Origin of the sequence: Winogradskyella arenosi (assembly GCF_003337305.1) — a bacterium.
In the GTDB taxonomy this organism is placed as follows: Bacteria; Bacteroidota; Bacteroidia; order Flavobacteriales; family Flavobacteriaceae; genus Winogradskyella; species Winogradskyella arenosi.
On record NZ_QPJO01000006.1, the window covers coordinates 93,725 to 106,543 of the forward strand.

The following is a 12,819-nucleotide window of genomic DNA, read 5'->3' on the forward strand; positions in this document are numbered from 1 at the left end:
ACAGGAAATTATGTCAAGAATAGGTAAAAACCCAATAACAATTCCTGAAGGTGTAACAGTTGAAGTTAAGGATAACGTAATTACTGCTAAAGGTAAATTAGGTGAATTAACTCAAGAGTATTCGGATATTGAAATTAAAATAGAAGACGCAACAATTACATTAGAGCGTGCTTCTGACAAGAAAGATTTAAGAGCAAAGCATGGTCTTTACAGAGCATTAATTGCTAATATGATAGAAGGTGTTTCTAAAGGATGGACAAAAGAACTAGAATTAGTTGGTGTCGGTTATAGAGCATCTAATCAAGGACAAAAATTAGATTTAGCCATCGGATTTTCTCATAACATCGTTATGGACATCGCTCCAGAAGTAACTATTGAGACAGTTTCAGAAAAAGGTAAAAATCCAAGAGTTAAATTAACGTCTTTAGACAAACAGTTAGTAGGTCAAGTTGCAGCTAAGATTCGCGGCTTTAGAAGACCTGAGCCTTACAAAGGAAAAGGTATCAAGTTTGTTGGTGAAGAAATTAGAAGAAAAGCAGGTAAATCAGCTTAATAATTAGGTTATGGCATTGACAAAGAACGAAAGAAGATTAAGAATTAAAAGCAGAATCCGTAAGGTAGTATCTGGTACTGAAACAAGACCAAGATTAGCTGTTTTTAGAAGTAATAAAGAAATTTATGCTCAACTCGTAAATGATGTAACTGGTGAAACTTTAGCTGCTGCATCTTCAAGAGATAAGGATATTGCAAAGTCTGAAGGTAATAAATCAGAAATAGCTGCTTTAGTTGGGAAATCCCTAGCAGAAAAAGCTTTGAAAGCTGGTGTTGAAACTATTTCTTTTGATAGAGGTGGATACTTATACCATGGTAGAGTAAAATCATTAGCAGAAGGTGCTAGAGAAGCAGGACTTAAATTTTAAGACATTATGTATCAAAAATATAAAAACGCAGAGCTTGTTAAACCAAGCGGATTAGAATTAAAAGATCGCTTAGTTGGCGTGCAGCGTGTAACTAAAGTAACGAAAGGTGGTAGAGCATTTGGCTTTTCTGCAATCGTTGTTGTAGGAGACGAAACAAATGTTGTAGGTCAAGGATTAGGAAAATCTAAAGATGTAGCAACGGCTATTGCAAAAGCAGTAGAAGATGCTAAGAAAAATTTAGTAAGAATTCCAATTCTTAATGGCACAATACCACACGAACAAAAAGGGAAATACGGTGGAGCTAGAGTAAACATCATCCCTGCAGCACCTGGTACAGGAGTTATTGCAGGTGGTGCGGTAAGAGTTGTTCTTGAAGCAGTAGGTGTACACGATGTATTATCAAAGTCTCAAGGATCATCTAACCCTCATAACGTGGTAAAAGCAACTTTTGATGCTTTATTACAATTAAGAGATGCTAAGTCTGTTGCTAAAGAGCGTGGAATTTCACTTGAAAAAGTATTTAACGGATAATCGATAGGATAAGATGGCAAAGATTAAAGTAAAGAAAGTAAAAAGTGCAATCAATCGTACGAAAAGACAAAAGCTTACATTAGAGGCTTTAGGTTTAAAAAAGATTGGACAAGTTGTAGAGCACGACGCCACACCAAACATCCTTGGTATGGTTAAGAAAGTTGAACATTTAGTTTCTGTAGAAGAAGCTTAAAAATATAACTTAAGAATGGATTTAAGTAATTTAAAACCTGCAGAAGGTTCAGTAAAAAATCAAGGAAAGCGTGTAGGACGTGGACAAGGTTCTGGAAAAGGTGGTACGGCAACTCGTGGTCACAAAGGAGCAAAGTCTCGTTCTGGTTATTCTAAGAAAGTAGGATTTGAAGGTGGGCAAATGCCAATTCAAAGACGTGTACCTAAGTTTGGTTTCACAAATATTAACCGCGTAGAATATCAAGGTGTTAACTTAGATACGTTACAAAGGTTAGTTGACGAAAAGAAAATCGAAGGTAGTGTTGATTTTGATACATTAATAACTTTAGGTTTAGCTGGTAAAAATGAACTAGTTAAAATCTTAGGAAGAGGTGAGTTAAAAGCGAAATTAACAGTAACTGCTCATAAATTTACTGCTACGGCAAAGGCTGCTATTGAAGCTGCTGGTGGTGAAGCTGTAACTTTATAAGATTTTTAGGATGAAAATAATAGAAACATTAAAAAACGTTTGGAAAATCACAGAACTTAAGGATAGAATTATTCTAACCTTAGGTTTGTTGTTGGTTTATCGTTTTGGTGCGCAGGTTGTATTACCTGGAATCAATATCGATGCTCTAGGTGGTTTACAAGCCGGTACGGATACTGGAATATTAGGATTGTTAAATGCATTTACAGGAGGGGCATTCGCTAATGCCTCTGTATTTGCCTTAGGTATTATGCCTTACATTTCTGCTTCCATTGTTGTTCAGTTAATGGGTATTGCGATTCCTTATTTACAGAAACTTCAAAAAGAAGGTGCTAGTGGTCAGAAAAAGATCACTCAAATTACACGTTGGTTAACTATCGGTATTTGTCTTGTACAAGCACCAGGATATTTAGCGAGTATACCAGGTTTATCTGGTGCCACTTCAATGGGGGCTTTATTAGTTCCTGGATTTAGTGAAAACATGTTCTATTTCTCATCAGTAATTATCTTAATAACCGGTTGTGTATTTGCAATGTGGTTAGGAGAAAAAATTACAGATAAAGGAATCGGAAACGGAATTTCATTATTAATTATGGTAGGTATTATTGCTACTTTACCACAAGCATTCCTTCAGAATGCAGCTTCTAGATTAGAAGGTGATGGTGGGTTTATGATGATCCTTATTGAATTAGTAATTTGGTTCTTAATCATCCTTGGATCGATCTTCTTAGTAATGGCAGTACGTAAAGTTGCTGTACAATATGCAAGAAGAACCGCTACAGGAGGGTATGAAAAGAATGTTTTTGGATCGCGTCAGTTTTTACCTTTAAAGTTAAACGCGTCTGGTGTAATGCCTATTATCTTTGCACAAGCTATTATGTTTGTACCAAGTTTAATTGGTGGGTCAGCGTGGTTAAAGGATACTGATACTGGAGTTTGGATGCAATCTAACTTCTCTGATATATTTGGTTTTTGGTACAATTTAATGTTTGCTTTATTAATTATAATTTTCACATATTTCTATACAGCAATTACAGTACCAACAAATAAGATGGCAGATGATTTAAAACGTAGCGGTGGGTTTATCCCAGGAATACGTCCAGGATCTGAAACATCAGAGTACTTAGATAAAGTGATGTCACAAATTACGTTACCAGGTTCTATATTTTTAGCGTTGGTAGCTATTTTTCCAGCATTTATTGTATCCTTAATGAACGTACAACAAGGTTGGGCATTATTCTTCGGAGGTACATCACTATTAATTATGGTGGGTGTAGCAATAGATACCATGCAGCAGATTAATTCTTATTTATTAAATAAGCATTATGACGGCTTAATGAAAACAGGTAAAAATAGAAAAGCGGTTGCGCAATAAGATAAGATTATGGCAAAACAAGCAGCAATAGAACAAGACGGAACAATCATTGAAGCATTATCTAATGCGATGTTTCGTGTTGAATTAGAAAATGGTCATATAGTGACTGCACATATCTCTGGTAAAATGCGTATGCATTACATTAAATTGTTGCCAGGAGATAAAGTGAAATTAGAAATGAGTCCTTACGATTTAACGAAGGCTCGTATAACCTATAGATACTAATACGATGAAAGTAAGAGCATCAGTAAAGAAAAGAAGCGCAGACTGTAAATTAGTGCGCAGAAAAGGTAGACTTTACGTCATTAACAAAAAGAATCCTAGATTCAAACAAAGACAAGGGTAATTATGGCAAGAATTGCAGGTGTAGACATACCAAAACAGAAAAGAGGAGTTATCTCTTTGACTTATATCTACGGAGTAGGTAGAAGTAGAGCAAAAGAAATTTTAGCAGCTGCTAAAGTTGACGAAAACACTAAAGTTCAAGACTGGACTGACGATGAAATTGGAGCAATCCGTGAAGCTGTTGGGACATTTAAGATTGAAGGTGAATTACGTTCTGAAACTCAAATGAACATTAAGCGATTAATGGATATCGGATGTTACAGAGGTATTCGTCATAGAGTTGGACTTCCATTAAGAGGACAACGTACTAAGAATAACTCACGTACCAGAAAAGGAAGACGTAAAACAGTTGCTAACAAAAAGAAGGTAACTAAGTAATAAATGGTCTTTAGTCTTTAGACGTTGGAAAGAATCTGTTTGAAATTTAACGGTTTAGGATTCTAGCGACTATATACTAAAACTAAAAGCTAAAAATAAAATGGCAAAGGCAAGTACAAAAAAACGTAAAGTTATAGTAGATGCAATTGGTGAAGCTCACATTACAGCTTCATTTAACAACATCATTATTTCTTTAACAAACAAAAAAGGTGACGTTATTTCTTGGTCATCAGCAGGTAAAATGGGCTTTAGAGGTTCTAAAAAGAACACTCCTTACGCAGCGCAATTAGCCGCAGAAGATGCAGCAGCAGTAGCTAAAGAAGCTGGATTAAAGAAAGTAAAAGCATACGTTAAAGGTCCAGGAAATGGTAGAGAATCTGCTATTAGATCTATACACAATGCAGGTATCGAAGTTTCAGAAATCATCGATGTAACTCCATTACCACATAACGGTTGTCGTCCACCAAAAAGACGTAGAGTTTAATCTGAAATTATTCAGAGGTCTAACAATTTAAGTTAGATTGACTTATCAAAATTACCTAATAAACTAATATCTCGCATTTATGTGTTGGTATTAGTTTATTTTGTGTAAATTTGCAAACTGAAAAATATTAACAAGTATTAATAAGAGATTCACGATTCTTGAAGGATAAGATTAAGACCTTAATTCACGAATCACTCTTAAAAAACAATTTAAAATGGCAAGATATACTGGTCCTAAAACTAAAATAGCCCGTAAATTCGGACAAGCTATCTTCGGAGACGACAAAGCCTTCGAAAAAAGAAATTACCCTCCAGGACAGCACGGTAACAACCGTCGTCGTGGTAAAAAATCTGAATACTCTATTCAATTAATGGAGAAGCAAAAAGCTAAATATACTTATGGTATTTTAGAAAAGCAATTCAGAAACATGTTCAAAAGAGCAACTTCTGCAAAAGGAATTACAGGTGAAGTATTACTTCAATTATGTGAGTCTCGTTTAGACAACGTTGTATACAGAATGGGAATCTCTCCTTCTAGAAGCGGAGCTAGACAATTAGTATCTCACAGACATATTACTGTAAACGGTGAAAAAGTAAACATTCCTTCTTACCAATTAAAAGCTGGAGATGTTGTTGCAGTAAGAGAAAAATCTAAATCTTTAGAAGCAATCCAAAATTCATTAGCAAACTCTAGTGAAGTATTTGAATGGATTACTTGGAACACGAATACTATGGAAGGAACTTACGTTGCTGTCCCTGCTAGAATTCAGATTCCAGAACAAATCAACGAGCAGTTAATCGTTGAACTTTACTCTAAATAATAAATAATCACATTGGTATTTAGCCAAAGGATTTATAAGTCTTCTTCAAACTTTTAAATCGCGCAACTAAATAGCAATTAAAACGAAGACAACTATGGCAATATTAAATTTTCAGAAGCCTGATAAAGTAATCATGATTGATTCTACTGATTTTGAAGGGAAGTTTGAATTCAGACCTTTAGAACCAGGATACGGGTTAACAGTAGGAAACGCTTTAAGAAGAGTTTTATTATCTTCATTAGAGGGATTTGCTATCACTTCTATTAGAATAGAAGGTGTAGATCACGAATTTTCTACCATTTCTGGTGTTGTAGAAGATGTTACTGAAATGATTTTGAACTTAAAGCAAGTTAACTTTAAGCGTCAAATTGAAGAAGTAGATAACGAAACTGTTACAATTTCTATTTCAGGACAAAATCAAATTACAGCTGGAGATTTCCAGAAGTTTATCTCAGGATTCCAAGTTTTAAATACAGATTTAGTGATCTGTAACTTAGATCCTAAAGTAAACATCAGTATGGAGTTAACTATTGAAAAAGGTAGAGGTTATGTTCCTGCAGAAGAGAATAAAAAATCTTCAGCGGCTATCGGAACCATCTTTACAGATTCAATCTTTACACCGATTCAGAATGTAAAATATAGTATTGAAAATTACCGTGTTGAGCAAAAAACGGATTATGAAAAATTAGTTTTTGAAATTAGAACTGATGGCTCTATCAATCCTAAAGATGCTTTAACGGAAGCGGCTAAAATATTAATTCACCACTTCATGTTATTCTCTGATGAGCGTATCACTTTAGAAGCTGATGAAATTGCACAGACTGAAACTTATGATGAAGAATCACTTCACATGAGACAACTATTGAAAACCAAATTGGTTGATATGGATCTTTCTGTACGTGCACTTAATTGTTTAAAAGCAGCAGAAGTAGATACCTTAGGAGACTTAGTATCTTTCAACAAAAATGATTTAATGAAATTCAGAAACTTCGGTAAGAAGTCTTTAACTGAGCTAGAAGAACTAGTAAATGTTAAAGGGTTAAACTTCGGAATGGATTTAAGTAAATATAAACTAGATAAAGATTAATACGTCATATTTTGCTCCTCGTAAAAGGGTAGTAGCAAGATGATGATTAAAACAAAATGTCATGAGACACGGAAAAAAATTCAACCACTTAGGAAGACAAACAGCGCATAGAAAGTCAATGTTAGCTAATATGGCTTGTTCTTTAATTGAGCACAAACGTATTAACACAACAGTAGCGAAAGCTAAAGCTTTAAAGCAGTTTGTAGAGCCTATGATTACAAAATCTAAAACAGATACGACTCACAACAGACGTATTGTTATGGCTAAGTTAAGACAAACAGGTGCTGTAGCAGAATTGTTTAGAGATGTAGCTCCAAAGATTGGTGATCGTCCAGGTGGATATACACGTATCATTAAGTTAGGAAATCGTTTAGGTGATAACGCTGATATGGCAATGATTGAGTTAGTTGATTACAACGAACTTTACAACGCTGATAAAGCGCCTAAGAAGTCGACTCGTAGAAGTAGAAGAGGTGGTAGCAAAGCTACAACAGCTCCAGCTGCTGAAACTAAGGCGTCTAACGAAGAAGAATAAATGTGGATAAGCATTTATAAATATAAAGGGTAAACTGTTTCAGTTTATCCTTTTTTTTTGGACTTTTGCAAAAGTTTAGGCAATTAGGTTTTGCTTTAATAGCGCAGAGCAAAAAGGTCTAAAAAATGGTTTTATAACCTTTAAACCTATTTAGGTTTTTAACGTCACCTTAAAAGGTAACAAAATAAGTCTTTTATAGTAGGTATAGTATTAAGAGGTGTCTGTAGTAAGTTCTAGGACATTTTTAAATAAAACATAAAACATAACAACAGCTTAATAACTCATATTTAAGTCATGAAGTATAAACAAAGAAAAAAAGCGATTATCCTTTTAGCAGACGGAACTATTTTTCACGGAAAATCGATAGGTAAAGAGGGATCTGCTTTTGGGGAGGTCTGTTTTAATACAGGTACCACTGGATATCAAGAAATTTTTACAGACCCATCATACTACGGTCAGTTAATGGTAACGACAAATGCCCATATTGGAAATTACGGAACCAAGGCTGATGAAGTAGAATCTGATGAAGTTATGATAGCTGGGTTAATCTGTAAAAACTTTAGCTTTAACTACTCGCGTCCGGCAGGAGATGCGTCTTTAGAAGAATTCTTTGAAAAACATAACACGCTTGCTATTGCCGATGTAGATACACGTGCATTAGTTAGTTATATTAGAGATCACGGTGCTATGAATGCGGTTATCTCTACGGATGTAGATAATATTGAAGGTCTTAAAAAACAACTAGCAGACATTCCGTCTATGGTTGGTTTAGATTTAGCCTCTAAAGTATCTACCAAAGAACCTTACTTTGTTGGAGACGAAAATGCCACTTATAAAATTGCCGCTTTAGATCTTGGGATTAAGAAAAATATCTTAAGAAACTTAGCAAAAAGAGATGCTTATATTAAAGTGTTTCCTTACAATAGTAAGTTTGAAGATTTAGAAGCATTTCAACCAGATGGTTATTTTCTTTCTAATGGTCCTGGAGATCCAGAACCGCTAGTAGATGCTATAGAAGTGGCTAAGAATATCATTGAAAAGAATAAGCCTTTATTCGGAATCTGTTTAGGGCACCAAGTCATTGCTTTAGCCAATGGTATTTCAACTTATAAAATGTACAATGGGCACCGTGGTATTAACCACCCAGTGAAAAACCTTGTCACCGGAAAAGGAGAAATAACGTCTCAAAATCACGGGTTCGCTATTAATAGAGAAGAAACGGAAGCTCATGCTAATGTAGAGATCACGCATGTACATTTAAATGATGATACCGTAGCAGGTATTAAGCTTAAGGATAAAAATTGTTATTCGGTTCAGTACCACCCTGAGGCAAGTCCTGGGCCAAACGATTCTTTATACTTATTCGATCAATTTATTGAGAATCTTAAGAAATAGACACTACAGAAAACGCAAGGATTACAAAAAATTCTTGCGTTTTTTTAGTTACGAAAACAATATCGTAAACTTTAATCATAAATATGATTTTTGTCAAGTATAGCCTTTAAGATTTTCGTAAATTTGTTACAGTTCTAAGGCTTATATAACACAGAACTTTGTTCAAGTGTTGTACAATTTTTATGACAAATTAAATTTTAAAATCAAAGTTAACTAAAACCAAGAATAATGAGTATTATTATTAATGTACACGCAAGACAAATTTTAGATTCTCGAGGAAATCCAACAGTAGAAGTGGATGTGACTACAGAAAATGGTGTTATGGGTAGGGCAGCAGTTCCTTCTGGAGCCTCTACAGGTGAGCATGAAGCTGTAGAATTGAGAGATGGTGGCGATACCTATATGGGAAAAGGAGTTCTAAAAGCCGTTGAAAATGTAAATTCTGAAATAGCTCAAGAATTATTAGGTATGTCTGTTTTTGAACAGAATGCTATAGATAAAATGATGATTGAATTAGATGGTACACCAAACAAATCTAAGTTAGGTGCTAATGCAATCTTAGGTGTTTCTTTAGCAGTAGCTAAAGCGGCGGCTAATGAATTAGGGATGCCATTATACAGATATGTAGGTGGAGTTTCTGCAAATACTTTACCATTACCAATGATGAATATCATCAATGGAGGTTCTCATAGTGATGCGCCTATCGCATTTCAAGAGTTTATGATTATGCCTGTAAAAGCGAAAAACTTTACACACGCTATGCAAATGGGAACTGAAATTTTCCATAACCTTAAAAAAGTATTACACGATAGAGATTTAAGTACTGCTGTTGGAGATGAAGGTGGATTTGCACCAAACTTAGCAGGGGGAACTGAAGATGCTTTAGATACTATTGCAAAAGCTGTTGAAAATGCTGGCTATAAATTTGGAGACGAAGTGAAGATCGCTTTAGATTGTGCTTCTGCTGAATTTTTTGTGGATGGTAAATACGACTACAAGAAGTTTGAAGGAGATTCAGGAGTTATCAGAACAAGTAAAGAACAAGCTGAATATTTAGCTGAATTAGCTGGAAAATACCCAATCATTTCTATTGAAGATGGTATGGATGAAAACGACTGGGAAGGTTTCAAATATTTAACTGAATTAATTGGAGATAAAGTACAATTAGTTGGTGATGATTTATTTGTAACTAATGTAGAACGTTTAGAAAGAGGTATCAAAGAAGGTATCGCAAATTCTATCTTAATTAAAGTGAACCAAATCGGAACTTTAACAGAAACTATTTCTGCTGTAAATATGGCACATAATGCAGGTTACACATCTGTAATGTCTCACAGATCTGGTGAAACTGAAGATAACACAATTGCAGATTTAGCTGTAGCGTTAAACTGTGGTCAGATTAAAACAGGTTCGGCGTCACGTAGTGATCGTATGGCTAAATACAACCAATTATTACGTATTGAAGAGCAGTTAGGAGATGTTGCTTATTTTCCTGGTGAAAATGCTTTTAAAATAAAGGCATAAGGTTTTAAAGCCTATTCAAATAAAAAACCATCTAACTTAGCGTTAGATGGTTTTTTTATGCCTTTGTATTAGGGAATACATCACTTTTAAAGCTTTGTGTGCTGCAAGTTATAGGTGGTGTAATCTAAGAATAGCGCCTTAGAAACGTGGGACGTAATTGCCAATAAGACTTAATTAGTTTCATCAGTCGGTAAGATCTACTTAATTTGTTAAAAGCATTATAAATCTCCTTTCTAAATCGATTGAGATTTCGTAAATTTACGTTCTTATAATTTATTAAAATCCGTAGAGAAAATATGTCAGATAAAGCTACATTAGAAATTAATGGTGAAAAGTATGAATTTCCTGTTGTTATAGGAACAGAAAAGGAAGTCGCAATAGATATTAAAAGTTTAAGAACTGCTACTAATGGAGTAATCACCATAGATCCAGGTTTTAAAAATACTGGAAGTTGTGAAAGTGCTATTACATTTCTAGATGGTGAAAAAGGAATCTTAAGATATAGAGGATATTCTATTGAAGAACTTGCTGAAAAAGCTGATTTCTTAGAAGTTATTTATTTATTAATCTTCGGAGAATTACCAAACAAAGAAAAATTAGATCAGTTTCATGAAGACATCAAGTCGCATTCCGTTGTAGATGATGATTTAAAGAAAATTTTAGATGCCTTTCCTAAATCTGCACACCCAATGGGCGTGTTGTCGTCATTAACTAGTGCACTTACGGCGTTTTACCCATCTTCAGTAGATGTCGCTTCAGAAGAAGCAATGTATAACTCTATCGTTACAATTTTAGGTAAATTCCCTGTAATTGTTTCATGGACAATGCGTAAAAAGCAAGGTTTACCATTAGAATATGGAGATGATAACTTAGGTTATGTAGAAAATATCTTAAAGATGATGTTTAAGAGTCCTAATGGAGACTACAAGCAAAACCCAATCCTTGTTAACGCTTTAGATAAGCTTTTAATTTTACATGCAGATCACGAGCAAAACTGTTCGACTTCTACAGTTAGAATTACAGGGTCATCACATGCTGGTCTTTTTGTGTCTTTAGCCTCTGGTATCTCTGCACTTTGGGGACCATTACATGGTGGTGCTAACCAAGCGGTATTAGAAATGCTTGAAGCCATTAAGGAAGATGGTGGTGATACTAAAAAATATATGGCAAAAGCGAAGGATAAAAATGATCCTTTCCGTCTTATGGGCTTTGGACACCGTGTGTATAAAAACTTTGATCCAAGAGCTAAGATTATTAAAGTGGCCGCTGATGAAGTATTATCCGATTTAGGAATTGAAGATCCAATTCTTGATATTGCTAAAGGTTTAGAGAAAGAAGCTTTAGAAGATCCATACTTCGTAGATAGAAAATTATATCCAAACGTAGATTTCTATTCTGGTATTATTTACAGAGCTATGGGAATTCCTGTAGAGATGTTTACGGTGATGTTTGCCTTAGGTCGTTTACCAGGTTGGATTGCACAGTGGAAAGAAATGAGAAGAAAACAAGAACCAATTGGTCGTCCAAGACAATTGTATACAGGAGAAACGTACAGACCATTTGTACCTGTTAACGAAAGATAATTTATTCGTAGAGAATATTAAAAAGCTTCATATTTATTATGAAGCTTTTTTTATTTTTGGACTAGCGATAGCGTAGAACGTCATACTAGGTTTTTACCAAATATGAAAGTCTTAAAATAGCCAAAAGTTCTGGCTTAAAGCACCTACTCTAAACGCATCTCTAAATAATGCTTTTAAAACATAGCGCATTATTCTAAATAACTAATAGATACGACCACATGAAATTAAACATAGAAAACGAAACCTCTAAACTAAAAGCTGTCATTTTAGGAACTGCGGAAAGCAATGGACCTATTCCTTCATTGGAAGAAGCTTATGATCCTAAATCTATTCAGCATATCAAAGCAGGCACTTATCCTAAAGAAGCGGATATGGTAGCTGAAATGGAAGCTGTGGCAGCAGTACTGAAAAAGTACGATGTAACCGTTTATAGACCGCAAGTGATCCAAGATTACAATCAGATTTTTTCAAGAGATATCGCCTTTGTCATAGAAGATAAACTTGTAAAAGCGAATATTCTACCCGATCGTGAGCGTGAGTATGAAGCGATTCAGCATGTATTAGATCAAATAGGAACGGAGAATATTATTGAACTTCCCGAAGAATGTCACGTAGAAGGTGGTGATGTTATGCCTTATAATGATTATATTTTTATAGGAACGTATTCTGGGGCAGATTACTCCGATTATATAACCGCACGGACCAATATGGATGCTGTGATTGCGCTTCAAGAGTTGTTTCCGCATAAAACAGTGAAGTCTTTTGAGCTTCGTAAATCCAATACAGATCCTAAGGAAAATGCACTTCATTTAGACTGTTGTTTTCAACCTATAGGAAAAGATAAAGCTATACTTCATAAAAATGGGTTCTTAGTAGAGCGCGAATACGAATGGTTAGTCGATTTCTTCGGTAAAGAGAATGTTTTCGAAATTACTAAAGATGAAATGTATAATATGAATAGTAACATCTTTTCAATTTCAGAGGATGTTGTCATTTCTGAAAAGAATTTTACGCGATTAAATACTTGGTTGTGCGAAAATGGATTTACAGTTGAAGAAGTAGCCTATGCTGAAATAGCAAAACAAGAAGGCTTATTGCGTTGTTCAACGATGCCTCTTATTAGAGACTAAGAAAAAACGATAGGTTTAATACTGAAATAAAATCCTTTTAATGTAGGATGAGAT

The 12,819-nt window shown here is 34.7% G+C and carries 17 protein-coding genes; all 17 read left to right on the forward strand.

The window, feature by feature from the left end:
• Window positions 1-10: 10 nt before the first annotated feature.
• The 17 genes from rplF (at window position 11) to DFQ08_RS15215 (ending at window position 12,765) form a co-directional block, all read left to right on the forward strand.
• The gene (gene rplF / locus DFQ08_RS15135; RefSeq protein ID WP_114310886.1) at window positions 11-553 is read left to right on the forward strand and encodes a 50S ribosomal protein L6; all 543 of its coding nucleotides are present in this window, start codon (window positions 11-13) and stop codon (window positions 551-553) included.
• Window positions 554-563: 10 nt separating this feature from the next.
• Window positions 564-920, forward strand: coding sequence for a 50S ribosomal protein L18 (gene rplR / locus DFQ08_RS15140; RefSeq protein WP_114310887.1), 357 nt, complete (start codon window positions 564-566; stop codon window positions 918-920).
• A gap of 6 nt (window positions 921-926) precedes the next feature.
• Window positions 927-1,451 (forward strand): 30S ribosomal protein S5, encoded by a 525-nt coding sequence (rpsE, locus tag DFQ08_RS15145; protein WP_114310888.1) that lies wholly within the window; start codon window positions 927-929, stop codon window positions 1,449-1,451.
• Window positions 1,452-1,464: 13 nt separating this feature from the next.
• Window positions 1,465-1,644: a 50S ribosomal protein L30 gene (gene rpmD, locus DFQ08_RS15150; RefSeq protein WP_045468968.1), complete on the forward strand. Its 180-nt coding sequence runs from the start codon at window positions 1,465-1,467 to the stop codon at window positions 1,642-1,644.
• 15 nt (window positions 1,645-1,659) lie between these two features.
• A complete protein-coding gene (rplO, locus tag DFQ08_RS15155; protein ID WP_114310889.1) occupies window positions 1,660-2,112 on the forward strand; it encodes a 50S ribosomal protein L15 in 453 nt (150 codons plus the stop codon).
• A 10-nt stretch (window positions 2,113-2,122) separates the two neighbouring features.
• Window positions 2,123-3,484 carry a preprotein translocase subunit SecY gene (gene secY / locus DFQ08_RS15160; protein WP_114310890.1) on the forward strand — a complete coding sequence of 454 codons (1,362 nt, stop codon included), beginning with the start codon at window positions 2,123-2,125 and terminating at the stop codon, window positions 3,482-3,484.
• Between the two features lie 9 nt (window positions 3,485-3,493).
• The gene (gene infA, locus DFQ08_RS15165; RefSeq protein WP_007094967.1) at window positions 3,494-3,709 is read left to right on the forward strand and encodes a translation initiation factor IF-1; all 216 of its coding nucleotides are present in this window, start codon (window positions 3,494-3,496) and stop codon (window positions 3,707-3,709) included.
• A 4-nt stretch (window positions 3,710-3,713) separates the two neighbouring features.
• Window positions 3,714-3,830, forward strand: a complete 117-nt coding sequence (gene ykgO, locus DFQ08_RS15170; RefSeq protein WP_008269159.1) for a type B 50S ribosomal protein L36 — start codon at window positions 3,714-3,716, stop codon at window positions 3,828-3,830.
• 2 nt (window positions 3,831-3,832) lie between these two features.
• Window positions 3,833-4,207, forward strand: a complete 375-nt coding sequence (gene rpsM, locus DFQ08_RS15175; RefSeq protein ID WP_114310891.1) for a 30S ribosomal protein S13 — start codon at window positions 3,833-3,835, stop codon at window positions 4,205-4,207.
• 100 nt (window positions 4,208-4,307) lie between these two features.
• On the forward strand, window positions 4,308-4,691 hold the full coding sequence (rpsK, locus tag DFQ08_RS15180) for a 30S ribosomal protein S11 (protein ID WP_114310892.1): 384 nt from the start codon (window positions 4,308-4,310) through the stop codon (window positions 4,689-4,691).
• A gap of 214 nt (window positions 4,692-4,905) precedes the next feature.
• Window positions 4,906-5,511 (forward strand): 30S ribosomal protein S4, encoded by a 606-nt coding sequence (gene rpsD / locus DFQ08_RS15185; protein WP_114310893.1) that lies wholly within the window; start codon window positions 4,906-4,908, stop codon window positions 5,509-5,511.
• A gap of 94 nt (window positions 5,512-5,605) precedes the next feature.
• Window positions 5,606-6,598 (forward strand): DNA-directed RNA polymerase subunit alpha, encoded by a 993-nt coding sequence (locus DFQ08_RS15190; RefSeq protein WP_114310894.1) that lies wholly within the window; start codon window positions 5,606-5,608, stop codon window positions 6,596-6,598.
• 61 nt (window positions 6,599-6,659) lie between these two features.
• Window positions 6,660-7,133 carry a 50S ribosomal protein L17 gene (rplQ, locus tag DFQ08_RS15195; RefSeq protein ID WP_114310895.1) on the forward strand — a complete coding sequence of 158 codons (474 nt, stop codon included), beginning with the start codon at window positions 6,660-6,662 and terminating at the stop codon, window positions 7,131-7,133.
• 294 nt (window positions 7,134-7,427) lie between these two features.
• Complete coding sequence (gene carA / locus DFQ08_RS15200; RefSeq protein WP_114310896.1) at window positions 7,428-8,528, forward strand: glutamine-hydrolyzing carbamoyl-phosphate synthase small subunit; 1,101 nt, start codon at window positions 7,428-7,430, stop codon at window positions 8,526-8,528.
• Between the two features lie 228 nt (window positions 8,529-8,756).
• Window positions 8,757-10,052 carry a phosphopyruvate hydratase gene (gene eno, locus DFQ08_RS15205; RefSeq protein WP_114310897.1) on the forward strand — a complete coding sequence of 432 codons (1,296 nt, stop codon included), beginning with the start codon at window positions 8,757-8,759 and terminating at the stop codon, window positions 10,050-10,052.
• 296 nt (window positions 10,053-10,348) lie between these two features.
• Entirely contained in the window at window positions 10,349-11,635 is a 1,287-nt protein-coding gene (locus DFQ08_RS15210; RefSeq protein ID WP_114310898.1) for a citrate synthase, read from the forward strand.
• Window positions 11,636-11,853: 218 nt separating this feature from the next.
• Complete coding sequence (locus DFQ08_RS15215) at window positions 11,854-12,765, forward strand: dimethylarginine dimethylaminohydrolase family protein (protein WP_114310899.1); 912 nt, start codon at window positions 11,854-11,856, stop codon at window positions 12,763-12,765.
• The last annotated feature ends 54 nt before the right edge of the window (window positions 12,766-12,819 follow it).